Source organism: Methylobacter marinus A45, assembly GCF_000383855.1.
In the GTDB taxonomy this organism is placed as follows: domain Bacteria; phylum Pseudomonadota; class Gammaproteobacteria; order Methylococcales; family Methylomonadaceae; genus Methylobacter; species Methylobacter marinus.
The window spans coordinates 1,410,254-1,435,444 of sequence record NZ_KB912877.1 but is presented as its reverse complement, the minus strand read 5'-3'; the positions used below and the strand labels follow the sequence as shown (position 1 = coordinate 1,435,444).

Here is a 25,191-nt window from a genome sequence, read left to right as displayed (position 1 = left end):
AGTTTTGTAATTCAAATATAGTCTCAGCGCCTGGTAATCTTTCCGGCCTTATAAATTGTTAAGGAGTTTAGATAATACATGCTTTTTACTTGTCTATTTATATATCGGTTTGTGCCAGGAGTATAGAGAATGTGAAAGTATTCAATTTAAAGGGTTTAACCATGACGGACACGAATGCCATCAAGGGTGGAGGCGCTGGAATTGCGGCTGAAACAGCAATCGAGAGTGTTGGACTTAAGTTTCTGATTAGCTTGATTTTCTTCTTCGTGACTTTCGTGATCTTTGTGGTGAACAAGAATTTTCAGAGCGTTTTCATTAATTCTTTCAAAGTTTCTATAGTGTTAACCCTAACTAAGCAGTATTACTAATTATATTGATGATAGGTTTGAGTTATGATCCTTAAAAAACACCAAGTCTGAATTAAATTGAGACTAGTGTAAGCTTAATACAGGCAAGGGTAATCTGATAATCAGGTTATTTTTTGCATGGGCATGTCGATTTTATTTTCATAGTCACCAGAAGGATCTCCGGCAAATCGTTTACTCGGATCATAGTGAATTCAGAGTCTTACGGGAGACGGAGATTTACGTATTTCATTTTTGCGTTGTTATTTGAAACTTATCAATAAATAATCAAAGGCTTATTTGTCTTTTTCCATAGGCTGCCGAGCTTAAGCTAGTGAAGTGGCTTAATGAAAAGTGAGATTAAATATGAATGCAAATCTTCAAATTTTATTTATCAGTACGGACCACTATTATCGGGGATTATTGAAAGGTTATTGTCATGCGCAGCACTATACTTTTCTTGAGCTGACGGATGATAAGAAAATCACTAAAGCGGTTTTTAAAACCCATTTGGATCTGATTATCCTGGATATGCGTTGGGCGGTGGTTTCATTGAAGAAAGACGATTGGCAAGCATTGCAGGAAATGATCATTAATCATCGTATACCGGTATGTGCACTACGTAATAAGGAATACAGTTCCGCACTGAAAGACAAACCAGATTCATGGATAGATACTTTCTTTGATGAGCCGCTTATTATTGAACAGCTTGACGGATATCTTCGGAAGAAATTCAATCAGCATGCCCATGTGCAAAACGAAAGACGAATGCAGGAAAGGCGCTCTGTGGCGGACCGGAGAGCGTTCCATCGCGATAAAAGTAGTGCATCACGGCAGCCGTTAGATGCGGTGCAATATGAAACGCTGACGAAAAGCGGAAATGGTGAATATGGGGTCGTCGGTCCTTTTCAGATTGATCGGCGTTTCAAAACTGTTTCGTTGCACGGTAAAAATATCGATCTTACTCGTAAGGAATTTGAATTGTTCGAGTTGCTGTCCAGGGATGTTGATCGCGTGCTGATGGCCGAAGAGATTATTCAGCATCTCTGGCCGGGAAATAACCGCGCAACCAAATCCGATCTTTATCAATACATGCACTTGCTACGGAAAAAGATCGAAGAAGATCCCGATAACCCGCAGTGGATTTTGACTGTTAAGGGTTTCGGGTACAGGCTGGATGCCCGGGGAGGTTCTGAAGGAAAAGACCCGGAAGAGAACTATACCGATCTAGGCCCATGGCGTTCCATTGTGCCCGCGGCGCAGTAGAAAATTTCCGTCAAGGCGTGACTAACATACAATAGTGGCCCGTGATCAAGCTTTGGGACTGCGCGAGGGACCGGTTGGATCTGTCAGGGCCTAATTAATTAACTTGCGTTCTTGCAAGGTTTGAATAGGCATAAAAATACTTTATCCCAGGCAAGCCGGGGTACAGGATTAACATAACCGCGCACCGAGGAGATAAAGAAAATCGTCTGAATTCTTGAAGCAAAAAATCATTTTTATTACAGCCTCGTTTTTTCAGGTTGCAATAGCTATTGATATCGGTAATTTACGCATTCTGTAATGCCGATAATAATGGGGTCATGAAGGGGAAGAATAATTTTTGTTAGCCGCATAGTTCTGGAGTTAGCTGTTGTTGGCCGGTTTTTAAATATTCCGGGTTGATTTGTTCGATCGGGCAATGGTCCCTTAAATCATTATTTAAGAACTAACCCGAATGCTGAAAATGCCTTTGGATTGCTTAATGTCATTTAAATAAATACTGTCAGCTATGGGTATTCAAATTGCGCGGTATTTCTAGGATATTAGGATATTTCATTGGTAACCAGTTCGTATTTCCCGGAAAGGCAATAACTTATATATTGGCTTATTTTAAGTATTATTTTAGAGCAGTTCTATGGAAATTTAAGAGGTCTTGCTTGACACTATTAGTCGAGATAGCTGGTGGTTTAGCCGTTTTTATAACATGCGGAACCTACAGCTCATCCAAATTCATCAGAAAAATCTGATGGTCTTCTATCTAAAATATGGAGTCAAAGACATGAACCAATTCAAGAAAAAAATCTTAGCAGCAGGTATTCTGTTGGCTTTGGGGTCGGTTACGAGTGCATGGGCACAGCCTACTAACGAGATAGATGGTGATGAAAATACTATAACCTCAACATCAACCATAGATAACTCAGACAACAGTACGAACGATAACTCAAACAGCAGTACAAACAGCAGCAATAATACAGACGACAATTCGAACAACAGCACAAACAGCAGCAATAATACAGACGACAATTCGAACAACAGCACAAACAGCAGCAATAATACTGATGACAATTCGAACAGCAGCGTAAACAGCAGCAATAATACAGCCGACAATTCGAACAGCAGCACAAACGATAGCAATAACAGTACCGCCTCAGTTGGATCAGGAAACGGCTCTGCAGCCGCCAATGGCGGTGATGCTACTGCTGACTATAAGGTTAACGAATCAACCTTGGCCGGTACCGTTACAGGCACAGGCACCGCTCCTAACTGGTCCGGTGAAGATACTGCCACTTACACCGCCAGCAATAACATCACTGATGCGTTCAATGGCACCGCCGGTATTAACCAAATGGTACAAAACACTGGATCTGGTGCTCTGGTTCAGCAACAAGTTTCTTTTCAAGGCAACGTAAACGTCAACCAATAAACAAGCTATATAAGCTGAACGTTTAGCTTTAGTTGATGAAGTTTGCCGGTGAGCGAATGAGAGCTCGCCGGCTTTTACAGGTGCTGTAAATAACAAGTCTATATAACGGAATGGAGGATATTATGGATACGATTGTAAAGGCGGGTTTATTGACTCTCCTTGTCGCCCTGGCGCCAATCCGGGGGGCTACTGCTGATTCAACCGATGAGCAGAGTGATATGGCTTTTTTACAGGCTGACGCCGTATTACTTGAAGAGCTGGAAAATGAGCGAGGCCGTGAGGGCGTGGATTTCACGGCGCTTAATAACATGAACGTGCGGGCCACATTAAGCGGCAATGACGTCAATAATAGCGTTACGGGCTTCAATGTTATAAATTCAGGCGCATTTTCTGATTCAAGCGGCTTCAATTCAGTTATTCAAAATTCAGGTAACAATGTTGTGATTCAGGATGCGACTATCGTGAATGTGACAATCATGCCTTAAGAAGTTTATAGGACAGGACGCGGTATGAAACGATTGATCGTTACAGGCGTTTTTTTTATCTTGCCCGCATTCAGTAGTCATGCAGGCGCTATCGATTTTAACGGGATCGCGGGAGGCGGGAATTTCAGTATTCCTGTGACCAGTTTCGCTGAACGCCGATTCAAGACCGTCTACAGGCAACAATATGATTTTAGTTGCGGCTCGGCAACTTTAGCGAGTCTGTTGACCTATCATTACGGCGATGCCGTCGATGAACAAAGCGTATTTGTCGACATGTATCAAAATGGCGATCAACAGCTGATACAGAAAAAGGGATTTTCGTTATTGGATATGAAGTTTTATCTGGAGAGGCGAGGCTATCAGGCTAATGGATACAAAATCAACCTGGACCAGTTGAGTGACGCCAATGCCCCGGCTATTACCATTATCGATCATAAGGGCTATTTGCATTTTGTGATTATAAAAGGGCTCAATGATCGGGAAGTTCTGGTCGGCGACCCGGCTGTGGGCTTGAAAACGATACCCCGGGACGAGTTTCAGGAAATGTGGGGCAACCGAATTCTTTTTTTAATTAAGAATCAACCAAACAGAACGGCACGTTTTCAGGACAAGGAGGAGTGGGCGCTTCGGGCGAAGTCGCCGTCAGATACTGTAGTCGATCGATCCAGTTTAGGCGAATTCAATTTATTGCGGCCTGGACCTTGGGATTTTTAACGATTTGATTGAGGTTATCAAGATGAAAGACTATCGATTCAAGCCGTGCCGAAAATTTTCCAACATTATATTTTGGCTAATGGCAGGTTTTACTTGTCAGGCTTTGGCGGCTGATTTGCCGGCTGAGGCCGACAGGTCCTTCAGCAATTGGGAGAGTGCTCCCGATACCGACTTGGCGCAATTGCGCGGCGGTTTTGTTTTGCCGAATGGGATAACCATTGATTTCAGTCTGGAGAAGGCGATTTATTTGAATGGTGAGCAAACTTTCACCTCTGTTTTTCAATTGCCTAATAACGCTGCGCTTTTTCAGAACGGCTCACAAAACCTGGCGTCTACTTGGGTTGGTAACGCATTGAATTCCGTGATCCAGAACAACCTGGACAATCAGGCTATTAAGACCCTTACCACGATTAATATTGATTTGGGGGGCTTGAAAAACTTGAATCGGGATATTAATGCCAACACTTTTCGCGATCTTGTCGTGCCTTCCTTTCAATAACCGTATCACATTGCAGTGAATCAATTTAGCGCATCAATATAATGGCTTGAAACTTTCATATTGATTGTGAGGCCATCCCACGCACATTGGAAAATTCCCAATGCAATCAATTAAATCCAATTATCTCATACGGGTAAGTAATTTTACTTAAGTAAAACTGCTAATTGCCCGGTAATCGGTAAAAGAATATAAAAAAAGAAAATAAATTAACAATAACTATTCGTTGCCGGATTTCACGATGTACTTAATATTCTATATACCCATATTAAGCCAGATAGTTGAAAGGGGGATCAATTCCAGTCGTAGTTCATTCAAGCAGTACTTTCTATTTTAATTGCCGATCGCAACTTCATTCTTTTTGAAGTGGTTAGTAGTTTATTAAATCAGGGAAAGGCTGTTGTTTACTCTTATCAGTTATAAAATGGAAGTGAAATAAATGAAGTTAGCCAAAATTGGGAGTGTCAGATTTTCTCTCCTGGGGATTCTTAACGGATTTATTTTTAGCGTATTTGCGGTGTTTTATAGTGAGGGGTTTGCCGAAACCATCGCGCAAGGGGACGATTCCATTGAACAATACCGAAAGCTGTTTATCGAGCAGCAAAAAGAATTCGAGAAGCAGCGGCGAATCATTGCTGAACAGGGCAAGCAACTCCAGATATTAAAAGCGCGCCTTGATTCGTTATCAAACCAGGCGGACGGGAGTAAGCCGGCGCCCGTCAAAAAGGCGTCCAAGCCTCCAGTAGTGGCGACAGCCGCGAAACCAGCTAACCGGACAAAGTCGTCCAGCCCCCTTCCATCCAAGCCTGTTGGCCAGGCGCCCCCGGAAAAAAAAGAAAAACCAAAGCCGCCGGAGCTGCCCCGTTTAAGTGAGACTGTGGGCGGCGTATTAACCAGAAAGGGCAAACTCGTTATCGAGCCGGCGCTGGAATACGCGTATACCGATAATGACCGGGTATTTCTCGATGCTTTCACATTCCTTCCTGCCATTGCTATTGGCCTTATCGATCTTCGGCAAATTAAAAGACACAGCTTTATCGGCAGTCTGGGCGCCCGGTATGGCGCAACGGATCTGCTTGAGCTGGAATTTAAAATCCCCTATGTCTACCGGGAAGACATTCAGCGCTCACGGCCTGTGAGCATTGGCGCGGGCATTGATGAAACATTCAATGCCAACGGCTATGACATAGGTGATCTGGAGTTCGCGGCACGTTATCAGCTGACTGACGGAAACGGGGGATGGCCGATTCTCATCGGCAATTTAGTGGCTACGGTGCCGACAGGGAAAAGCCCGTTCGACGTAGAGTATGAGCTTGCCCAAGGCGTGCCGGGCGCGCAATTTCCAACGGAATTGCCGACCGGGGCCGGGTATTTCAGCCTGCAGCCAAGTATTACGGCACTGTATCCAACCGATCCGGCCGTTTTTTTCGGTAATCTTAGCTACAGTTACAATGCCGAAACGACCGAGAGTATTGGCGATGTTGATCCTGGGGATACGTTAGGTTGGAGCTTTGGCCTCGGTTTTGGAATTAACGAGCGTTCATCGTTTAGCCTGGGGTACTCGCACAAGCATGTCTTTAATTCCAAAATTAATGACGTGCGTCTGGAAGGCAGCGAATTGGATATCGGCCAGCTGCTGGTGGGGTATTCGTTTAAATATTCGCCAAAAACGACTTTCAATTTATCGCTCGGCATAGGTACCACGGATGATGCGCAAGACGTTAAACTTAATTTCAGGATGCCGATGACTTTTGATTTTCTCTCGCCCGGTTCATAATCCGTCCGTTCCCATAAGCAGTGCAAGTTATGCCTCATACCGTCCCTCGGTATAACATTTACTGATCGATTTTCACCACGCTTCGGACAAATACATCTTCTGCATCCGTTCATGTATTGGTTATCATGTGGTTTTCCAGGTCTGTGTGTCGATCATGTCTTTTATCAATAATCTCGCAACTGAATTTGCCTCATTACCCGAATCGCTAAAAACCAGCGTATCGTCATCCCTGGCGGCATGGTGGGAACGGCTCTCGGAGTCGGATCTGACTTTTCAGGCAACGCCGGAATTCACCTCTTCGCTGGTCAAAGTCTGGGGCTCGAGCTGTTTCGTTGCGGAAAGCTGTATGCGCCGGCCTGAAATAATCGTCGATCTGGTGAATTCGGGGGACCTGTTCCTAAGTTACGACGAGACGGGTTATCTTAACCGCTTGGCAAAGCTGTCGATCGATTCCGAAGCCTCGCTGATGATTGAATTGCGTCGTTTTCGTCGACGGGAAATGGTCAGGATTGCCTGGCGCGATTTGGCCGGATGGGCGGATTTGAACGAAACGCTGCATGAATTGTCACTATTAGCCGATGCGTGCATTCAATATGCGCTGGATTTTCTTTATCGGAAAGCCTGTGAACTGCGCGGCACGCCTGTGCTGGCTGATGGCAGCCCGCAGCAATTGATTGTGTTGGGCATGGGCAAGCTGGGCGCTTACGAGCTGAATTATTCATCCGATATCGACCTGATTTTTGCCTATGCCGAAGACGGCGTTTTAAATGACCGAAAACAGACCACCTATGGCGAATTCTTTACCCGCCTGTGTCGGAGCCTGATCAAGGTGCTCGATGAGACTACTCCTGACGGCTTCGTGTTCAGGACGGATATCCGACTCAGGCCGTATGGCGACAGCGGCCCTGTCATTATGAATTTCGATGGCATGGAAATCTATTACCAGACCCAGGCCCGGGAATGGGAGCGATACGCCATGATCAAGGTCCGTCAGGTTGCGGGCGACTTTAACGCCGGCGCGCAACTGATGGCCATGCTGAAGCCGTTCGTGTACCGGCGATATCTCGATTACGGCGCTTTCGAGGAACTGCGCTCGTTAAAGTTGCAGATTATGCAGGAACTGAAGCGCAAGGACCGCATGGAGAATATCAAGCTCGGTCCGGGCGGTATACGCGAAATCGAATTCATCGGCCAGGCCTTTCAGCTGATTCGCGGCGGCAACGAGCACACGCTGCAAAAGCGCGGCATCCTGGCTATTCTGCAGCGGCTCGGCGAGTTGAATCTGCTGACAAACAAAGATGCCGAAGAATTAACTGCGTCTTACCGCTTCCTGCGCCGGGTGGAAAACCATATTCAACAATACCAGGACCGGCAAACGCATGATTTGCCGACCGATCCGGCCGTGCGGGATGTTCTGGCCTATTCTCTGGACTATCCCGACTGGGCCACTTTTAAAGCCGATCTGGACCAGGTCAGAACCCAGGTGCACAATGTTTTTGATCAGGTTTTCTCACTGTCGAAAAAGGATGATGTCAACAGACGCGGTCAGAAGATCTGGAACTGTACGGCAGATGATGAAGAACTGGCTGATAATCTTAGAGAGTATGGTATCGACCAGGCCGATGAGATACTGGCCGTCATCAAGGCGTTTAAAAATTCGCTGGCTGTCAGAAGATTGACCGCCAAGGGCGCCGGCGTCCTCGACCGCCTGATGCCGCAATTGATAGAAGCCATGCCGCGGGTCGATAACCCCGATGAAACCCTAAAGCGCATCCTCAAGTTATTTGAAGCGGTTGCCGGCAGAAACGTTTATCTGGCGTTGCTGGCCGAAAATCCGGGCGCGCTGGCCCAATTGATCCGCCTGTCGTCGGCCAGTCCCTGGATCAGCGATTATCTGGCGATGTATCCAATTCTGTTCGATGAACTGCTCGATACGCGCTCGCTGTTTGAACCGCTGAAAAAAGCCGATCTTGATGCGCAATTGAAGATTTTGCTGGCGCAAATAGAGATTCAGGACCTGGAACAACTGATGATTGTGTTGCGGCAATTCAAGCAGTTGAATGTGCTCAGGGTTGCGTCAGCCGATATCATGGGCGCCATTCCGTTGATGGTGGTCAGCGATTACCTGACCTATATTGCCGAATGCATCGTCGAGCATGTCGTCGAGCGCGCATGGCTGATGCTGACTGAAAAACACGGTTTTCCGCCCGGCAGCGATAATAAAGCCATCGGTTTTGCCGTGCTCGGTTTTGGCAAGCTGGGCGGTATCGAGCTGGGTTACGGTTCCGACCTGGATATGGTGTTTTTGTATGACTGCGAAGACGGCAATGCCTTGACCGACGGTCCGAAGCCGATTCCAAGCATGCAGTTTTACGGACGCCTGGGGCTGAAAGTCCGGCACATACTCGATACCAAGCTATTATCCGGCGTGCTTTATGATGTCGATATGCGCCTGCGGCCCAGCGGTAATTCGGGGCTTCTGGTCAGCCATATCAACGCTTACGAGGACTATTTAAGAAACCAGGCCTGGACCTGGGAACATCAGGCGCTGGTCCGGGGGCGTTTCATCGCCGGCGATCCGGCGCTCAAGGAACACTATGAAGCCATCCGGCGCCGGATCTTGAGCCTGCCGCGCGACACCGAACGGTTGAAAAAGGAAGTCCGGGAAATGCGCGAAAAGATGCGCGCCGCATTGGTTTCGGCCGCGGCGGACAAGTTTGACCTAAAACAAAGCAAAGGCGGTATTGCGGATATTGAGTTTATAGTACAATTCGGCGTTTTAGATCAGGCGTCGAAAAACGTCGCATTGACTACCTATACGGACAATATCAGGCTGCTGGACGGCTTGCAGGCGCAAGGCTTTATGTCTAAAGACCAGGCGGAAACGCTTAAAGCCGTGTACTGCGCCTATCGTGATTATGGTCATAAACTGGTTTTACAAGGCGATCGTGCCGTTATCGATGAAACTGAAATTGCCGGGATGAAGGCTCGGGTCGAACAACTATGGCACGATTTTATGGAATAAAAATCAAGCAATTATAAACACACACTAATGTTGGAGAACAAACAATGACGATGGACGATAGAGACGGCGTTATTTGGCTGGATGGGCAATGGGTTGAATGGCGGGAAGCTAAAGTCCATGTATTGACGCATACCTTGCATTACGGCCTGGGTGTCTTCGAAGGCCTGAGAGCCTATAAGACGGAAAAAGGCACGGCGATATTCAGAATGGCGGAGCACACGGATCGCTTGTTCCGCTCGGCGCATGTCATGAACATGAAAATGCCTTATAGCAAGGAAGAGCTTAATCAGGCGCATCGCGATGCGGTCGCCAAAAATAACCTGGACAGCGCTTACATCCGCAGCATGTGCTTCTACGGCTCGGAAGGCATGGGGCTGCGAGCCGATAACCTGAAAGTTCACGTCATGGTCGCGGCCTGGTCATGGGGCGCTTATCTGGGGGCCGACAGCATTGAAAACGGCATCCGCATCCGCACCTCTTCCTATACCAAAAACCATATCAACAGCACCATGTGCAAGGCCAAGGCCAACGGCAACTATATCAACTCCATCCTGGCATTACAGGAAGCGTTGGCCAGCGGCTATGACGAAGCGCTGCTGCTGGACCACGAGGGCTATGCGGCCGAAGGCAGTGCCGAAAACCTGTTCATCGTGCGCAACGGCAAGATCTACACGCCGGAAACCACTTCGGCGCTGGAAGGCATTACCCGCGATACGATTATCACGATCGCCAGGGAGCAAGGCCTGGAACTGATCGAAAAACGCATTACCCGCGATGAGATCTATGTCGCCGACGAGGCGTTCTTTACCGGTTCGGCCGCCGAAGTCACGCCGATCAGGGAGCTGGATGGAAGAATCATCGGCAGCGGCAGCCGCGGTCCGGTGACAGAGAAACTGCAGTCTCTGTATTTCGACTACGTGCATGGCCGCCGGGACGATCACGCCGACTGGTTGACTAACGTTGCCTGACAGTAAAGCCGCGAAGATTCTGGTCGTCGGCCCGTCCTGGGTCGGCGACATGGTCATGGCGCAAAGCCTGTTCATCACGCTGAAACAGGCTGAGCCAGAGTGCCGGATCGATGTGCTGGCGCCGGCATGGACTTTTTCCCTGCTGGAACGCATGCCGGAAGTGGCCTCGGCTATCGCCATGCCGTTGACGCACGGCCAGTTCGGCTTGATGGATCGTATCAGGCTGGGCCGGCAGTTGCGCTCGGCAGGCTACAATCAGGCCATTCTGCTGCCTAATTCCTGGAAGTCGGCCTTAACGCCTTTTTTTGCCGATATCCCCGTGCGTACCGGTTACGTCGGCGAATGCCGCTGGGGCTTGCTCAACGACGCCCGCAAATTGGATAAAAAACGGCTGACCATGACCGTGCAGCGCTTTGTGGCGCTGGGCCTGCCGAAAACGGCGTCCTTGCCGCCCGATTATCCGGTGCCGCGCATCGTGATTGACGCGGACAGGCAGCGGCAGGTGATCGAACAATTCAACCTGACGCCGTCGGAAAAAATCCTGGCCTTGTGCCCCGGCGCCGAATACGGGCCTGCCAAGCGCTGGCCGGCCGGCTATTATGCAGAGGTGGCAAGGCAAAAAATCGCGCAGGGCTGGCAGGTCTGGCTGTTCGGCTCCGACAAGGACAAGGACGCCGCGGAAAGCATCAACCAAGAAACCGGGCGGCAGTGCATCGATTTCAGTGGCCGCACGTCACTGGCCGAAGCGGTCGATTTGCTGTCGCTAGCCAACACCGTCGTGACCAATGACTCGGGCTTGATGCATGTGGCCGCCGCGCTGGACAGGAAAACCGTGGCAGTATACGGTTCCTCGGACCCCGGCTTTACGCCACCGCTTAATCAACAAGCCCGAGTCCTGTCATTGAATCTTGATTGCGCGCCCTGTTTCAAGCGCGAGTGCCCGCAGGGGCATACGCGCTGCCTGACTGAAATCCGGCCCGGCCAGGTACTCGACCTGATAACCGCGGACTGAGCAGGCCGGTTGTGAGAATTGCCATTGTCAAACTGTCCGCCCTGGGTGATATCGTGCATGCCATGGCGGCGCTGCAATTCATCAAGGCCGCTCTGCCCGATAGTCGCATAGACTGGATCGTGGAGGAGCGCTTTGCCGGCGTGTTGCACGACAATCCCGATATCGATAACATCTTGACGGTTAATCTTAAGTCGTTAAAAATCAATAAGATGGCTTTTTTTAAGCAGTTCAAAACAATTCGCGGTTATACTGGCAACCATTATGATCTGGTGATTGATGCGCAGGGTCTGATCAAATCGGCGGTTACGGCCAGGCTGCTGGGTAAACACGTTGCCGGTTTCGATGCCGACTCGATCAGGGAAAAAGCCGCTTCCTGGTTTTATGATGTTAAAGTGGCTTGCGCTTACGATGCCAATACCATCGACCGGAATGCCACGGTGCTGTCGGAACCTTTAGACATCCGCATCAGCAGGGAGCAAATTCTCGGGAAAAAGCCGTTTTTGTTTTACCGTCATGAAGATCAAGGCCTCTATGATTATTTGCGGCAGGATCGGCGCAATATTGTGCTGGTCATCGGTTCTACCTGGGAAAGCCGGAACTATCCGGCCGACAAATTTGTAAAAATTGCCGAAGCGATGCAGCAAAACTGTCTGGTCGTCTGGGGCAATGAGCAGGAGAAAAGCACCGCCGATGCGATGGCCGCGCAGACGTGCCATATCCGTGTCATGCCGAAACTGGATCTGAACAGTCTAAAGGCCCTGATTGCCAGGGCCGACCTGCTGATCGGCAACGACACGGGGCCGACGCATATGGCCTGGGCCCTGAACAGACCATCCATCACGATTTTCGGTCCGACGCCGGTCAGTCGCGTGTATCAGACCGATATCAACAAAGTGGTTAAATCGGCGTCAATCGTTAATCCCTATAAATTGAACAAACAGGATTATTCGATCAGGGAGATCGGCGAACATGAAATTATCGACAAGGCCCGCGCTTTATTGGGCCTGTGAGTAAAACTAAGGAAACGACAGTTTAAACGCAACACCAGGGGTTGAAAGCCGGGGCCCGGTTGGTTTATAAGAAAACCTGCCGGTGAGCCGGATTTATTTAACAGCAAGGCTATATGCTCGCAAGCACAGGCGAGACAGAATCATATGACAGAGCAAGCAAGCGCATACCAGGATTTACTGAAATCGCTACAGGCCAAGGATAAACTGTCGGCCGCGGAATTGAACAAAGTAGAGCGCATAAAGAAAACGGCCGTCTCGGAAAACCTGCCGCAACTGCTGGTCAAGCTGGGCTTGTGTTCCGAACTCGATGTGGCCGATGCGTTTGTCGAATCGGGAGAGTTTGAGAAGGTGACGGCTGATCAGTATCCGCTGGAGATGCAATTGCCGGAAAGCGTCTCCCTGCGGTTTTTAAAGCAGCACCATGTCATCGGCATCGATAATAATGATGATGCCATCACGGTCACGATGATGGACCCTGAAGACCAGTTTGTGATCGATGCCCTGAAGCTGGCGACCGGCAAAGCGATCATCCCCAAAGTCGGATTGCTGTCGGAAATCGATGCGGCGCTGGAAATCCAGTACGGCGAAGGCCGCTCGCAGATGGACAGGATCGTCGATGACCTCAAGTTCGATGACGCGGCAGAGGAAGACCTAGAGCATTTGAAAGACCTGGCCAGTGAAGCGCCGGTCATCAAAATGGTCAACCTGATCATGCAGCGCGCCATCGAGATGCGCGCGTCGGATATCCATATCGAGCCGTTCGAGCAGACCCTGAAAGTCAGGCTGCGTATTGATGGCGTACTGCAGGATATCAATGCGCCGCCCGTTAAATCGACGGCCGCCGTTATTTCACGTATCAAGATCATGGCGAAGCTGAACATCGCCGAACGCCGCCTGCCGCAGGATGGCCGCATCAAGGTGCAAATGCTCGGCAAGGAGCTGGACCTGCGCGTGTCGACCATTCCGACGATGTACGGTGAAAGTGTCGTGATCCGGTTGCTCGATAAGGAAAGTACTGTATTCGATTTCGAGTCACTGGGCTTTTCCGGCAATCACTTGTATCAGTTTGTCGACGTGTTGGCGCAGCCGCACGGCATCATCCTGATTACCGGTCCAACCGGCAGCGGCAAATCGACCTCGCTGTATGCGGCTCTGAAGCTGCTGAATACCTCCGAGCGCAAGATCATTACGGTCGAAGACCCGGTGGAATATCAGCTGGAAGGCATCAACCAGATTCAGGCCAAGCCGCAGATCGGCTTGACTTTCGCTTCAGCGTTGCGTTCCATCGTCCGGCAGGACCCCGATGTCATCATGATCGGCGAGATGCGTGACCTGGAGACGGCGAAAATCGCCGTGCAGTCGGCGCTGACCGGGCATTTGGTATTGTCGACCCTGCATACCAACGATGCCGCCGGCGGTATCACGCGTTTGCTGGATATGGGATTGGAGGAATATCTGCTCACGTCCACCGTCAACGGCATATTGGCGCAACGACTGGTCAGAAAGCTGTGCCCCGAATGTAAGGAGTCTTACGTTGCATCGCCCCTTGTTGTCGAAGACAGGCATTTGCGCCGTTTCGTGCCTGAAGGCGATGTCGTCTTGTACAAGCCGGTCGGTTGCCCGGCCTGCGGCGGGCTGGGTTATCGTGGGCGTCTGGCCATTATCGAATTCCTGCCGATGACCGATCCGATCCGGAAGCTGATCATGGCGCACGAGGAGGCCGGCGCCATTCAGAAGCTGGCTATCGAACAAGGCATGACCACCATGAGCGATGACGGTCTGCGCAAGGCCATAGAAGGCATCACGACCCTGGAGGAAGTGATGCGCGTAACCGCGGAAAGCTGACATGGCGTTATTTTCCTACAAGGCGATCAACAGCCTCGGCGAGACCGAGGAAGGCGTTCGCGACGCCGTCGACGAGCCGCTTCTGATTGCGGCGCTGCAAGCGGAAGGCTACATACCGATTCGCGTGGCGCCGGCCAGCGCCAGATCGTTCCTTGGATTCAGGCTGGGCGCCAGGCAGTCGCATCTGTCGCAAAAAGAGGTCGGCTTATTGACCGGTGAGCTGGCGACCTTGCTGGAATCCGGCTTGCCGCTGGACCGGTCTCTGTCGGTATTGATGGACTTGACGGCAGACAACGAGCGCCTGAGCAGGCTGATCGGACGGGTTCTGGAGCAAGTCAAAGGCGGTTCTTCCCTGGCCGATGCGCTGGAGAAACAGGCCGGCGTGTTTACCAAGTTCTATATCAACATGATCCGCGCCGGCGAGGCGGGCGGCAGCCTGGGCGAAGTATTGACGCGGCTGTCGGAGTATCTGGAGCGCTCTCGCGAACTGAAGGATACGATCAGCACCGCGTTGATCTACCCGGTGATATTGCTGGTGATGTCGTTGGCCTCCTTGTTCGTGATGCTGACATTCGTCGTCCCGCAATTTACCGAGATGTTCGAAAGCGCCGGCAAGGCCTTGCCGGTGCCGACCCAGATCGTCGTCGGTTTGGCGGAATGGCTGCAAAGCTACTGGTGGACGCTGGCGCTCATTGCCGTCTTTGTGTACGGTTATGCAAATTATCAGTTGGCCAATCCGGTGACTAAAAAGGTCTGGGACCGGCGCTTTTTGTCCATGCCGCTGTTCGGCAGCATCATCCTGAACAAGGAAACCGCCAACATCAGCCGTACCCTGGGAACTTTGCTGGGCAACGGTGTTTCAATATTGACTGCTCTGGCTATAGCACGTGAAACCGTCGATAACCTGGCATTGGCTGAGGTATGCGCCGACGCCGAGGAACAGTTAAAGCAGGGCAGGAACATGTCGGATGCTTTACTGGAAAAGGGCGTATTGCCCAAAATGGCCATGCAGATGATAAAAATGGGCGAGGAAACGGGGCGCCTGGAAGAAATGCTCCTGCGCGTGGCGACTATTTATGATAAACAGCTTAGGGTAGCGATACAGCGCATGCTGGCACTGCTTGAGCCGGCTTTAATCATTACCCTGGGGGTCATGATCGCGGGTATTATCGTGTCGATTTTGCTGGCTATTTTAAGCGTTAATGATTTAGCTTTTTAATAAGGAAAACCTTCTACAATGAAATCATACAGAAACCGTGCACAAACTGGCTTTACCTTGCTTGAACTGCTGGTCGTGCTGGGCATTATCGCCCTGCTGGCCGGCATAGTCGGGCCACAGGTCATGAAACATATGGGCGAATCCAAAACCAAAGCGGCCCGCGTTCAGGTTGAGGATCTGGCCGCGGCGCTGGATATGTATAAACTGGATTTGGGTGTTTATCCGACTACCGAGCAGGGATTGAAAGCACTGATCGAATCGCCGGACAGCGCAAAACGCTGGAATGGCCCTTATCTGCGCAAATCCAAAATGCCATTGGACCCCTGGCAGCAGGAATACCATTATGTATCTCCGGGCGAACACGGCAAATTTGACCTGTTCACGCTAGGCGCGGACGGTAAGGAAGGCGGCGAAGGCGAAGACCAGGATATCGTCAGCTGGGAATGATGCATCAGTTCCGATGCTCAGGGGGCAAGGAAAAAACAGCCGATGGCCTGCGTCGTGCCCCTTGCGCCTTGTCCTTGAGCAGCGGGTTTACGCTGCTTGAGCTGGTGGTTGTGCTTTTTATCGTGGTTCTCGGCTTTTCAATGATCGCGTTTAATCTGTCGGCGGGGCGGGAGTCGGCAGAGTTGCGGGCCGCGGCAAGGGATATCGTATCGGCATTGCGCTATGCGAGAGGACAAGCCTTGCTTTCCCATCAACAGACCACCGTGACTCTTGACCTTGGCGAAAACAGTTACTGGGTCAGCAGCCGGGATAAGGTATACGGTCTTCCTGATTCTATTGATATCACGCTGGTTACGGCACAAGACGAGTTGACCGGCGATGGCCAGGGCAATATCCGTTTTTTTGCCGATGGTTCGTCGACAGGCGGAAGAGTGACGCTGGAGCAGGGCAATTTTGCCTGGCGCATCGATATCAATTGGCTGACTGGCCAGATCGACCTGGACGATACCGGTGACGGCGATCATGAATAAACAGCAGGGATTTTCGCTACTGGAAATACTGATTGCGTTTTCGATAATGGCGCTGTCGCTGGGCATTCTGCTGAAGATATTTTCCGGCGGCGTCAATACGGCGTCCGTGGCCGAAGAATACACGACCGCCGTGCAGATTGCCGAGTCGCTTCTGGTTCAAACAGGCGTGGAAACACCGTTGCAGCAGGGCGAGATGTCGGGCGTGGAAAATGATAGGTTTTATTGGCTGGTTTCGGTCAGCCCGTACACGTCGATGATGGAAGATTTCGATCCGGCATTGTCAACGACGGCGCTTTTCCAGGTTAAGGTCATGGTAACTTGGGGCGATGACCGCGCGAACGACCGGCAGGTCGAATTAACCACCTTAAGACTCGTCAATAAAGCGCTATGAGGGGCTGTTTGCAACATATCGGTTGTTATCGCCATTCGCCTCGTGACTTGGCGCGCGGCTTTACCCTGATCGAAGTGCTCATCGCGATGACTTTGTTAAGCATCATGGTTGTGCTGCTGTTTGGCAGCCTGAAAATCTGCGCCCAAAGCTGGGAGCGGGGCGAAAAGAAAATCGCCGAAGTCAATGAAACGGCCGTCGTCTATAATTTTTTTCAACAGCATTTATCGGCGGCCAAGCCGTTGCTGAATGACTTTACGGAAGAAGAGAGTAAGCTATCCTTTCAGGGTGATGCGCAGTCCCTGCAATTTGTTTCCGCGTTTCCCGCCAGTGCCGGTCGTGCCGGCATGCAGCTGTTTTCGCTCGGACTCCGGGATGAGGAGCCGAGGGCCGGCCGTGTCGACGGGGCGGAAATAAATGTGACGTTGACGCCATTTTTCCCCATTACCGAAGGCGAGGCGTGGAATGAAGAGGAGGCCGTCCTGATAGATCATGTAAGCCATTTCGCCTTGTCTTATTTTGGTCCGGACCAGGAAACCGGCGAAGGTCGGTGGCAGGACGAATGGCTTAACCGGGATATCCTGCCGCGCCTGATAAAAGTTCAGATCGAGCGAGAAGAGGAAAATTTCTGGCCGGACATGGTCATCGAGCTTAAAGCGGCCGGAGATGCGGGCATCATTACGACAGAGACCGGGCAGGACTTGGAGACGACGGAATGATACGGGGCAGGACTCAGACAAGACAAAAAGGTTTTGCTCTGGTGCTTGTGTTGTGGATATTGAGCCTATTGACTATCATGGCCGGCAGCTTTGCGCTGACCATGCGCCGGGAAGCCTCCGTTATTGACGGTATAAAAAGCAATGCGCAGGCCATGGCCGTGGCGGAGTCCGGGATTGCCCTGGCGGAAATGATGATGCTGGTTCCCGATGAGACCAGGCGCTGGCCGGCGGACGGCAGCATTTACCAAATAGATTATGCCAATGCCAGGGTACGCGTCCGGCTTCTGTCCGAGACCGGGAAAATCGACCTTAACAAGGCCGATGAAGCATTGCTGCAGGCGCTGATCAGTCAGGCGCCCGTTGATGAAGGGCTGCGGACCGGGCTCGTCAATGCCATACTTGACTGGCGCGATGAGGATGATCTGGTGCGCATGGATGGGGCGGAGAAAGCCGAGTATCAGAATGCCGGATTAAGTTATCGGCCTCGAAACAAGGCATTTCAGTCCATCGAGGAGTTGCAACTGGTGCTGGGCATGAATGAGCGCATTTATAACTGGCTGCAGGATTTAATCACCGTTTATTCGGGGCAGTCGACGGTCAATCTGCAACTGGCGTCTTTAGAAGTATTGCAGGTGATGCCGGACATGGACGAGGCGGTGAAGGAAGAGTATCTGCAAGCGAGGCGGGAGCGAGCAATCAGCGCCTTAACGCCGGAGTCGCCTCTTAATGAGACAAATCGCCCCGCGGCTCCTGCCGGAGAAAGCGGCGCGGTGACCATAATCTCCGAAGCGCTGCTGGACGACGGCTCAACCGCTATGATAAATGCAATAATAAAAAAAGCGGATGCCGGCCAGCAATTCCCTGGCCAACAGTCCTCACCTTTTCAGATTTTGAAATGGCAGCGCAATTATGCAAGCAATATCTCATTATTTAATGATGAAATGAGCGAATTATTAGTAACAGAATATGCTGAATCTCAATTCGACAATTGATCTGGATTTCAAGAAGTTTTTCCGCTGGTGGGCGCGGGAGCTCGACTTCCTGGTGCCGGAAAAAATCAAGCGGCTCGTTCACGAAAAGCAGGGCGTTATTCTGATCCGGCCAGATAACAACCATCTGGAAATGACTTATATCCTCAACGGAAAGGTGGAGCCAATAGCAACGCTGGAACGGAATGAATCAGACATAGCCGATGTTAAGGCACTGTTGGCCAAGGATGAACGGTTTGCCAAGACGGATGTCGTCCTCAGATTGACCCGGGAGCAGGCCATCCAAAAAACGCTGGTTCTGCCGCTGGCCGCAAGAGAGAATCTGGCTCAGGTCGTCTCGTATGAGTTGGACCGATATACCCCATTCAAGCCTGAACAGGTTTATTTCGCCGTCAAGCCGCTGACGGACCCTCATGAGCCCGGGCAAATGAATGTCATGCTGGTGCTGACTCCCCGGGAAGTGCTTGAGGCGCTCTATACGGATATAAAAGCGCTGGGTCTGTCGCCGAAATTCGCCGATTACGAGGATGCGCCCAACGATCTCGAGCAAAACTATGATTATTACAATCTGCTGCCGGACCGGTTCAGGGAAAAAATCGATAAAAACGCCGCCTTGTTTCATTCGGCGCTGATAGTTTCGGTGTTCGCGTTGCTGCTGGCCGTAATCGCCTTGCCGGTCTGGTTCGAGTATCAAGCGGTCGATGCCTTGAACGAGCAACTCGACGGCATAGAAAAAGAGGCGCGGAAAATTGATGCCCTGCAGTCGGAAATCGATGCGCTGGTGGAAGAGTCGCGCCGGCTGGTCGATGTGAAAAGCTCAGCGCCATCGGTTGTCATCATGCTGAATGCATTAAGTTCCTTAATCAAGGATGATACCTGGCTGACGTATGCCCAGTATTCGGACGGCCACCTGCAGATACAGGGGGAGTCGCCGTCCGCATCCGCCTTGATTGCCGTTCTGGAAGCATCCCCATTATTTGACAATGTCCGGTTCGTATCGCCGGTTACGCAAGATCGAATCAGCGGGCTTGAGCGATTCCAGATTACCGTCGATGTGAATAAGGCAGGAGGCATCAGTGCCGGTCTATAACAAAATGCAGCGCTGGATCGCGATAGGCCTGCTGGTGGCTGTTATAGTGATTTTCAGCATGGTCGTTATTGCGCCTATTGTCAGCAAGGGCATGGAGCTGCATGACACGAAAGAAACACTGGTTTTCAAGCTCCAGAAATATGAGCGGATTCTGGCCAGGAAGGCTGCCGTCACCGAGGGCATGGATAAAATAAAAGCCCAGCATCTGTCTCAAGGCTATTTCAATACCCAGGGGACCGGCGCCCTGGCGTCCGCGGATGTGCAGGAGTTTATTAAAAAAGCGATTGTCGATGCAGGCGGGCAGTTGACCAGTACGCAGGCGCTTCCGGTCAGCAATAAAGACGGCTTCAGCCGCATCATGGTCAAAGTCCGGATGACCGGCAATATTGAAGTGTTGCGCGCGGTATTGTACAAAATGGAAACATCAGTGCCGCTGATCATTGTTGATCAGATCGATATAAGGCCGATGCGCGGTATAAGAAACAGAAAAACCCGCCAGATTGAACCGAGTAATGATCTGAATGTGAATTTTCAGGCCGTTAGTTTCATGAGAATACCACCAGGATGAATGTTAAATTAATCAAATTATTGGCCTCGGTTTGCATCGTTTTATTGTTGATTATTACCGCCGAGTGGTTATATGCGAAGCACGCAAGAAAACAATTGCAGAAAGCGATCACCGCCGTTGAAATCCAACCCTATAAAGTAGATGAATTGCCAAGCCTGGAGCTGACAAAACAGCCGGAAGAAAAGTATGTCGACCTGGTCACCCGGCCATTATTCATAAAAGGCCGCAAGCCAATGGAGACCGTCGATATCACGGAAGATACCGCGGCCGGGGGGAGCGAGACATTTGACTGGCAATTGAACGGGGTTTACACGAAAGGGAAGCAATTATTTGCTTTATTCAGCAGAGCTAAAATATCAGCTACGGAGAAAAATTATTTTAAAATAGCTGAAGGCGATGATATCGACGGCTGGACGCTGGCCGAGATTCACAAAGACAGAGCGCTAATCAAGCAGGGAAGTCATCAGAAAGAACTTATGTTAAGAAAGCCGAAATTGAAAGAATTACCCAAGCAAAAACGCGTGCCCAATGCATCCACTTCCAAAGCCAAGGCAGATACGTCAGGAAATAGCGATAATGAATAACCTAAGAAAAATAACAACAGCTTCCTGTGCTGTCATTTTAGGGTTAACGCTGTCAAGTTGCGAGCTTTTAGGTCCGCAGTTAGCCACTAAACGAGCTCTGCCAACAGTACCTCCAGAGCAACCGGACGAGCAGTCCGATGTCGTCTTTAAAGAATTGCAAAACAAGCCGCATGCGGCAGAAAAAGAGCGGCCAGAGGCGGAACTCTATCCCGGAACAGACCGGTTTGTAGCGGGCGCGGCAACGCGGCCAAGCAGAGGCAAGGCGCGAGGCGAAGGTGCGTACAGCCTGAATTTTGATGAGGCCGACTTAGGTGAAGTCGCAAAAGTGATCCTGAGTGACATACTCGGGCAAAATTATGTGCTGAGCCCCAAGGTGGCCGGCAAGGTGACGCTGCAGACCACCCAAGCCTTGACGAAAGAAGAATTACTGCCGACCCTGGAAATGCTATTGCGCATGAACAATGCGGCGCTGGTCAAGGATGGCCGGGTATATCATATCGAGCCCGCGGCGGATGCATTATACAGCACCGACTTTTCAAGAACAGGCGCTGCCGGTTATCAGGTGAAAGTTATACCGATCAGAAATGTCGCCGTTCAAGACCTCGCCGAGGTGATGAAACCGCTGGTACAGGAGAAAACCATCCTGCAAGTCGATGGCATGCGCAATCTGTTGGTCGTTTCCGGTACGGCCGACGAACTGGCGCGCATCATGGATATGGTCGCGACTTTCGATATCGATCTTCTGAAAGGCCGTTCATTCGGTATTTTTCCATTAGTGCATGCCGAGCCGGCACAAGTGATCGAAGAACTGGAAGCCGTGTTTAATAAGAACGGCAAGGAAGAGAATAGCTTTTTCCGGTTTCTGGAGATCGAACGGCTGAATGCTATCCTGGCCATTACGCATCAGGCTACCTACCTGAGAGATATTGAAAGCTGGGTAATCCGGTTGGACCGGTCGAATACGGCCACCGGCGGCGGCGTCAATGTTTACCGGGCCCAGCATGTCGATGCCGTGGAATTGGCGGCGACGCTGAGTGAAATTTTTACCGGCACCGCAACAAGAAGAGATAAACCCGCAAAGGTTGCGCCGGGGCGGCAGGCCGCTGAAATCAGTAATAGGCAGGAAACGGCCAGGCCGACTGCTAATAACAGATCTTCGGAGGGCGGCAATGTCGCCAATGTGGGTCGTGATGTCAGAATTATTGCCGATGAAATCAATAATTCGGTCGTCATCGTGGCAACGCCGCAGGAATATGAAGCGATCCGCACCGTTATCAATCAGCTCGATGTCATGCCGCTGCAGGTGTTGATCGATGCAACGATCGTCTCGGTTTCCCTGACCGATGACTTAAAATACGGCATTCAATGGTTTTTTAGCCATAACAATGGCGGCGAGAACAATATTAGCGGAGGCGGACAAACTCTAAGCGCATCGAATATTGCCTTAGGAGCGGTCACAGGCGGATTTGGCTATTCGTTTCTCAGTAATTCAGGTGATATCAGGGCCGTATTAAGTGCGGAAGCCCAAAAGGACAATCTCAATGTGATTTCGTCGCCGTCATTGATGGTTCTGAATAATCAGGAAGCCTCGATACAGGTCGGCGATGAAATTCCGTTAAGAACGTCTCAGTCATCCGCTATTCCCACGTCAGGTACTGCCGTCGATGTCGATACACTTCTGCAAACCAGTTCCATTCAACAGCGCAAAACAGGCGTTAAATTGAAGGTCAAGCCCAGGGTCAATGCCAGCGGCCTTGTGATTATGGATATCGAGCAAAGTGTTGAAACGCCAAGACAAACTCAAGACAGTAGTATCGATTCGCCTACGATACAAACCAAGGAAATCACCAGTAATGTGGCTGTGCACAGCGGAGAGACGGTTGTGCTGGGCGGCTTGATCGACGAAAACGATACCTATAATAAAACAGGTGTTCCTTTTTTACATGAGTTGCCCTTAATAGGGCCTTTATTCGGCAGCACCACGAAAAATAAACTTAAGACAGAGCTGGTCGTGCTGATTACGCCGCGCGTCGTCAAAAGCAAGCAGGATGGCCGGTTGATCACTGATGAATTCAGACGCAAATTAACCGGTATTTACATGGATAGTACGGTAGATGCCTCAGAGGTAGAGTAGCGGCCCGCCGTCCATGGCAACGCGGCTTAAACCGAATAATGTGTGATAATAGGCGAAACAGCAAAAATACCTCAGCTAATGGGTAAACATGTCAACAAAATACATAGAAAAAATATTACGCGCCAAAGTTTATGATGTCGCCATAGAAACGCCTTTGGATTTTGCCTCCTCATTATCGGAGCGCCTGAGCAATAACGTCTATTTGAAACGCGAAGACATGCAGCCGGTGTTTTCGTTTAAGCTGCGTGGCGCCTATAACAAAATGTCCATGCTAAATGAGCAGGAAAGAACGCACGGCGTAATTGCCGCCTCTGCCGGCAACCATGCCCAAGGCGTTGCCTTGTCGGCAAAAAGACTGGGTGTCAAGGCCTTGATCGTAATGCCGAAAACCACGCCCGAAATTAAAGTGCAATCGGTAAAGGCCTGGGGCGCCAAGACGGTGCTGTTCGGCGATTCCTATGATGAGGCTTATACACATGCCAGGGAACTGGCCGAGCAAAAGGACATGGTTTTTATCCATCCCTATGACGATCCCGATGTCATCGCCGGACAGGGCACAGTGGCCATGGAAATTCTCCGGCAGCAGACCGACGATCTGGATGCGATCTTTGTGCCGGTCGGTGGCGGCGGTTTGATTGCCGGTGTCGCGGCCTATGTCAAATTCGTTCGCCCCGAGATCAAGATCATTGGTGTTGAGCCCGACGATTCCGACTGCCTGAATCGGGCCTTGAAAGCAAAGCGCCGGGTCGCCATTAAACAGGTGGGATTGTTTGCCGATGGCGTCGCGGTCAAGCAGATCGGGGAGGAGCCTTTCCGTCTGGCGCTGAATTATGTCGATGAAGTCATTACCGTCAATACCGATGAAATCTGCGCGGCGATCAAGGATATTTTCGATGATACGCGCTCGGTTGCCGAGCCGGCCGGTGCATTAGGCATTGCCGGCGTGAAGAAATATGTCGAACGCGAGCAGATAACAGGTAAAACGCTGGTCGCCATCGACAGCGGCGCCAATATGAATTTCGACCGGCTGCGCTATGTGGCGGAGCGCGCCCAGGTCGGCGAGCACCGTGAAATCCTGCTGGCTGTCAGCATCCCTGAAACACCTGGCAGTTTTTTGCGCTTCTGCAGCATGCTCGGCGGGCGCAGCATTACCGAATTCAATTACCGTTATTTTGATCCCCAGCTGGCTCAGGTTTTTGTCGGTATTTCCAGTAGCGGTCTGGAGTCGGATCGGGCCGATTTAATCATGGCGCTGCGGGAGCAGGGCTTTCCGGTCACCGACATGACCACTAATGACCTGGCTAAGGAGCATGTGCGTTATATGGTGGGAGGCCATGCGCCGCGAGAATTGAATGAAGTTATTTACAGCTTGCAGTTTCCGGAAAGGCCCGGCGCGTTATTAAACTTTCTGACGGCATTGGGCGGGCGCTGGAATATCAGCCTGTTTCATTACCGCAATCATGGGGCGGCATTCGGTAAAGTGCTGATGGGCGTGCAGATGCCCAAGGAGGAGCGCAAAGCGTTTCAGCAATGTCTGGAGACGCAGGGTTTTGCCTACCAGGAGGAAACCGAAAATCCGGCTTATTGCCTGTTTTCAGGCGGCAGCGAAATAAAAAATAAGCGCTCTACTGATCGCGTTATCGAGGTCTAGAAGGAAGCGGCGGCTAACTCGCCGTCCTTTGACAATCGCGTTAATCATTCCAGCGACAGGATAAAGTCCCATTGCTGTTTGGAAACCGGCATAATCGATAAGCGATTGCCGCGTCTTACCAGTGCGAGATCGGCCAGTTCTTCCTTTTGTTTTAATTCTTGCAGGGTAATAGTGCGGGACAGTGTTTTGACATGCCTAACGTCAACCATAAACCAGCGTGGCTGGTTCGGATCGCTTTTAGGGTCGAAATGTTTGTCGTCGGGATCGAAGGCGGTAAAGTCCGGATAGCCTTCGCGGACCACTTCCATCGTGCCGACGATGCCGGGTACATCACAATTGGAGTGGTAGAAGAAAACCCGATCGCCGAGTTTCATCTCATCACGCATCATATTTCTGGCCTGATAATTACGCACGCCGTCCCAGTGCTCGGTCCGGTCCGGTTTGTTGTACAGGTCATCGATGCCGAACGCATCCGGTTCGGATTTCATTAGCCAATAGTTCATGGGGATT

Annotated in this window: 23 protein-coding genes; 22 read left to right on the top strand and 1 reads right to left on the bottom strand. The window is 50.7% G+C overall.

The window, feature by feature from the left end; all coding sequences use genetic code 11:
• The first annotated feature begins 710 nt into the window (after positions 1-710).
• The 22 genes from METMA_RS24095 to ilvA all read left to right on the top strand — a co-directional run bounded on the left by METMA_RS24095 (position 711) and on the right by ilvA (position 24,681).
• Positions 711-1,610: a winged helix-turn-helix domain-containing protein gene (locus tag METMA_RS24095; RefSeq protein ID WP_020158271.1), complete on the top strand. Its 900-nt coding sequence runs from the start codon at positions 711-713 to the stop codon at positions 1,608-1,610.
• Positions 1,611-2,385: 775 nt separating this feature from the next.
• Entirely contained in the window at positions 2,386-3,030 is a 645-nt protein-coding gene (locus METMA_RS26910; protein ID WP_156830460.1) for a hypothetical protein, read from the top strand.
• A gap of 122 nt (positions 3,031-3,152) precedes the next feature.
• Complete coding sequence (locus tag METMA_RS0106515) at positions 3,153-3,515, top strand: hypothetical protein (RefSeq protein ID WP_027147095.1); 363 nt, start codon at positions 3,153-3,155, stop codon at positions 3,513-3,515.
• A 24-nt stretch (positions 3,516-3,539) separates the two neighbouring features.
• Positions 3,540-4,229, top strand: coding sequence for a C39 family peptidase (locus tag METMA_RS0106510; RefSeq protein WP_020158267.1), 690 nt, complete (start codon positions 3,540-3,542; stop codon positions 4,227-4,229).
• A 22-nt stretch (positions 4,230-4,251) separates the two neighbouring features.
• The gene (locus tag METMA_RS24085; protein ID WP_051114330.1) at positions 4,252-4,728 is read left to right on the top strand and encodes a hypothetical protein; all 477 of its coding nucleotides are present in this window, start codon (positions 4,252-4,254) and stop codon (positions 4,726-4,728) included.
• Between the two features lie 436 nt (positions 4,729-5,164).
• A complete protein-coding gene (locus METMA_RS0106500) occupies positions 5,165-6,502 on the top strand; it encodes a transporter family protein (protein WP_027147094.1) in 1,338 nt (445 codons plus the stop codon).
• A 154-nt stretch (positions 6,503-6,656) separates the two neighbouring features.
• Positions 6,657-9,527, top strand: a complete 2,871-nt coding sequence (glnE, locus tag METMA_RS0106495; protein WP_020158264.1) for a bifunctional [glutamate--ammonia ligase]-adenylyl-L-tyrosine phosphorylase/[glutamate--ammonia-ligase] adenylyltransferase — start codon at positions 6,657-6,659, stop codon at positions 9,525-9,527.
• 44 nt (positions 9,528-9,571) lie between these two features.
• A complete protein-coding gene (locus METMA_RS0106490; RefSeq protein WP_020158263.1) occupies positions 9,572-10,495 on the top strand; it encodes a branched-chain amino acid transaminase in 924 nt (307 codons plus the stop codon).
• Positions 10,488-11,507 carry a lipopolysaccharide heptosyltransferase II gene (gene waaF, locus METMA_RS0106485; RefSeq protein WP_020158262.1) on the top strand — a complete coding sequence of 340 codons (1,020 nt, stop codon included), beginning with the start codon at positions 10,488-10,490 and terminating at the stop codon, positions 11,505-11,507. The genes METMA_RS0106490 and waaF overlap by 8 nt, the downstream gene beginning before the upstream one ends.
• 11 nt (positions 11,508-11,518) lie before the next feature.
• On the top strand, positions 11,519-12,517 hold the full coding sequence (gene waaC, locus METMA_RS0106480; RefSeq protein ID WP_020158261.1) for a lipopolysaccharide heptosyltransferase I: 999 nt from the start codon (positions 11,519-11,521) through the stop codon (positions 12,515-12,517).
• A gap of 144 nt (positions 12,518-12,661) precedes the next feature.
• Positions 12,662-14,362, top strand: a complete 1,701-nt coding sequence (gene gspE / locus METMA_RS0106475) for a type II secretion system ATPase GspE (protein WP_020158260.1) — start codon at positions 12,662-12,664, stop codon at positions 14,360-14,362.
• A 1-nt stretch (position 14,363) separates the two neighbouring features.
• The gene (locus METMA_RS0106470) at positions 14,364-15,581 is read left to right on the top strand and encodes a type II secretion system F family protein (RefSeq protein WP_020158259.1); all 1,218 of its coding nucleotides are present in this window, start codon (positions 14,364-14,366) and stop codon (positions 15,579-15,581) included.
• An 18-nt stretch (positions 15,582-15,599) separates the two neighbouring features.
• Positions 15,600-16,028 (top strand): type II secretion system major pseudopilin GspG, encoded by a 429-nt coding sequence (gene gspG, locus METMA_RS0106465; protein WP_020158258.1) that lies wholly within the window; start codon positions 15,600-15,602, stop codon positions 16,026-16,028.
• Positions 16,025-16,558: a GspH/FimT family protein gene (locus tag METMA_RS0106460; RefSeq protein ID WP_020158257.1), complete on the top strand. Its 534-nt coding sequence runs from the start codon at positions 16,025-16,027 to the stop codon at positions 16,556-16,558. Before gspG ends, METMA_RS0106460 begins: the two co-directional genes overlap by 4 nt.
• A complete protein-coding gene (locus METMA_RS0106455) occupies positions 16,551-16,949 on the top strand; it encodes a type IV pilus modification PilV family protein (protein WP_020158256.1) in 399 nt (132 codons plus the stop codon). Before METMA_RS0106460 ends, METMA_RS0106455 begins: the two co-directional genes overlap by 8 nt.
• Before the next feature lie 8 nt (positions 16,950-16,957).
• Positions 16,958-17,665 (top strand): prepilin-type N-terminal cleavage/methylation domain-containing protein, encoded by a 708-nt coding sequence (locus METMA_RS0106450; RefSeq protein ID WP_232216330.1) that lies wholly within the window; start codon positions 16,958-16,960, stop codon positions 17,663-17,665.
• Positions 17,662-18,657: a type II secretion system minor pseudopilin gene (locus tag METMA_RS0106445; RefSeq protein ID WP_027147093.1), complete on the top strand. Its 996-nt coding sequence runs from the start codon at positions 17,662-17,664 to the stop codon at positions 18,655-18,657. Before METMA_RS0106450 ends, METMA_RS0106445 begins: the two co-directional genes overlap by 4 nt.
• Positions 18,632-19,744, top strand: a complete 1,113-nt coding sequence (locus tag METMA_RS0106440) for a PilN domain-containing protein (protein ID WP_020158253.1) — start codon at positions 18,632-18,634, stop codon at positions 19,742-19,744. The genes METMA_RS0106445 and METMA_RS0106440 overlap by 26 nt, the downstream gene beginning before the upstream one ends.
• Positions 19,731-20,312, top strand: a complete 582-nt coding sequence (gene gspM, locus METMA_RS0106435) for a type II secretion system protein GspM (RefSeq protein WP_020158252.1) — start codon at positions 19,731-19,733, stop codon at positions 20,310-20,312. The genes METMA_RS0106440 and gspM overlap by 14 nt, the downstream gene beginning before the upstream one ends.
• A gap of 44 nt (positions 20,313-20,356) precedes the next feature.
• The gene (locus METMA_RS0106430) at positions 20,357-20,896 is read left to right on the top strand and encodes a hypothetical protein (protein ID WP_152564993.1); all 540 of its coding nucleotides are present in this window, start codon (positions 20,357-20,359) and stop codon (positions 20,894-20,896) included.
• The gene (gspD, locus tag METMA_RS0106425) at positions 20,889-23,030 is read left to right on the top strand and encodes a type II secretion system secretin GspD (RefSeq protein WP_036296904.1); all 2,142 of its coding nucleotides are present in this window, start codon (positions 20,889-20,891) and stop codon (positions 23,028-23,030) included. The genes METMA_RS0106430 and gspD overlap by 8 nt, the downstream gene beginning before the upstream one ends.
• Before the next feature lie 88 nt (positions 23,031-23,118).
• A complete protein-coding gene (gene ilvA / locus METMA_RS0106420) occupies positions 23,119-24,681 on the top strand; it encodes a threonine ammonia-lyase, biosynthetic (RefSeq protein WP_020158249.1) in 1,563 nt (520 codons plus the stop codon).
• A gap of 44 nt (positions 24,682-24,725) precedes the next feature.
• On the opposite strand, the gene METMA_RS0106415 is transcribed toward ilvA, so the two are convergent.
• Positions 24,726-25,184 carry an EVE domain-containing protein gene (locus METMA_RS0106415; RefSeq protein ID WP_020158248.1) on the bottom strand — a complete coding sequence of 153 codons (459 nt, stop codon included), beginning with the start codon at positions 25,182-25,184 and terminating at the stop codon, positions 24,726-24,728.
• Between the last annotated feature and the right edge of the window lie 7 nt (positions 25,185-25,191).

Bases quoted from the DNA above. Each gene is read 5' to 3' on its own strand.
- METMA_RS0106440 (WP_020158253.1), top strand. From the start codon at position 18,632: ATGCTGAATCTCAATTCGACAATTGATCTGGATTTCAAGAAGTTTTTC.
- METMA_RS0106445 (WP_027147093.1), top strand. From the start codon at position 17,662: ATGATACGGGGCAGGACTCAGACAAGACAAAAAGGTTTTGCTCTGGTG.
- ilvA (WP_020158249.1), top strand. From the start codon at position 23,119: ATGTCAACAAAATACATAGAAAAAATATTACGCGCCAAAGTTTATGAT.
- METMA_RS0106455 (WP_020158256.1), top strand. From the start codon at position 16,551: ATGAATAAACAGCAGGGATTTTCGCTACTGGAAATACTGATTGCGTTT.
- METMA_RS0106515 (WP_027147095.1), top strand. From the start codon at position 3,153: ATGGATACGATTGTAAAGGCGGGTTTATTGACTCTCCTTGTCGCCCTG.
- METMA_RS24095 (WP_020158271.1), top strand. From the start codon at position 711: ATGAATGCAAATCTTCAAATTTTATTTATCAGTACGGACCACTATTAT.
- METMA_RS24085 (WP_051114330.1), top strand. From the start codon at position 4,252: ATGAAAGACTATCGATTCAAGCCGTGCCGAAAATTTTCCAACATTATA.
- gspE (WP_020158260.1), top strand. From the start codon at position 12,662: ATGACAGAGCAAGCAAGCGCATACCAGGATTTACTGAAATCGCTACAG.
- glnE (WP_020158264.1), top strand. From the start codon at position 6,657: ATGTCTTTTATCAATAATCTCGCAACTGAATTTGCCTCATTACCCGAA.
- METMA_RS0106500 (WP_027147094.1), top strand. From the start codon at position 5,165: ATGAAGTTAGCCAAAATTGGGAGTGTCAGATTTTCTCTCCTGGGGATT.
- METMA_RS0106510 (WP_020158267.1), top strand. From the start codon at position 3,540: ATGAAACGATTGATCGTTACAGGCGTTTTTTTTATCTTGCCCGCATTC.
- METMA_RS26910 (WP_156830460.1), top strand. From the start codon at position 2,386: ATGAACCAATTCAAGAAAAAAATCTTAGCAGCAGGTATTCTGTTGGCT.
- METMA_RS0106415 (WP_020158248.1), bottom strand. From the start codon at position 25,184: ATGAACTATTGGCTAATGAAATCCGAACCGGATGCGTTCGGCATCGAT.
- gspG (WP_020158258.1), top strand. From the start codon at position 15,600: ATGAAATCATACAGAAACCGTGCACAAACTGGCTTTACCTTGCTTGAA.
- METMA_RS0106490 (WP_020158263.1), top strand. From the start codon at position 9,572: ATGACGATGGACGATAGAGACGGCGTTATTTGGCTGGATGGGCAATGG.
- METMA_RS0106470 (WP_020158259.1), top strand. From the start codon at position 14,364: ATGGCGTTATTTTCCTACAAGGCGATCAACAGCCTCGGCGAGACCGAG.
- METMA_RS0106460 (WP_020158257.1), top strand. From the start codon at position 16,025: ATGATGCATCAGTTCCGATGCTCAGGGGGCAAGGAAAAAACAGCCGAT.
- gspD (WP_036296904.1), top strand. From the start codon at position 20,889: ATGAATAACCTAAGAAAAATAACAACAGCTTCCTGTGCTGTCATTTTA.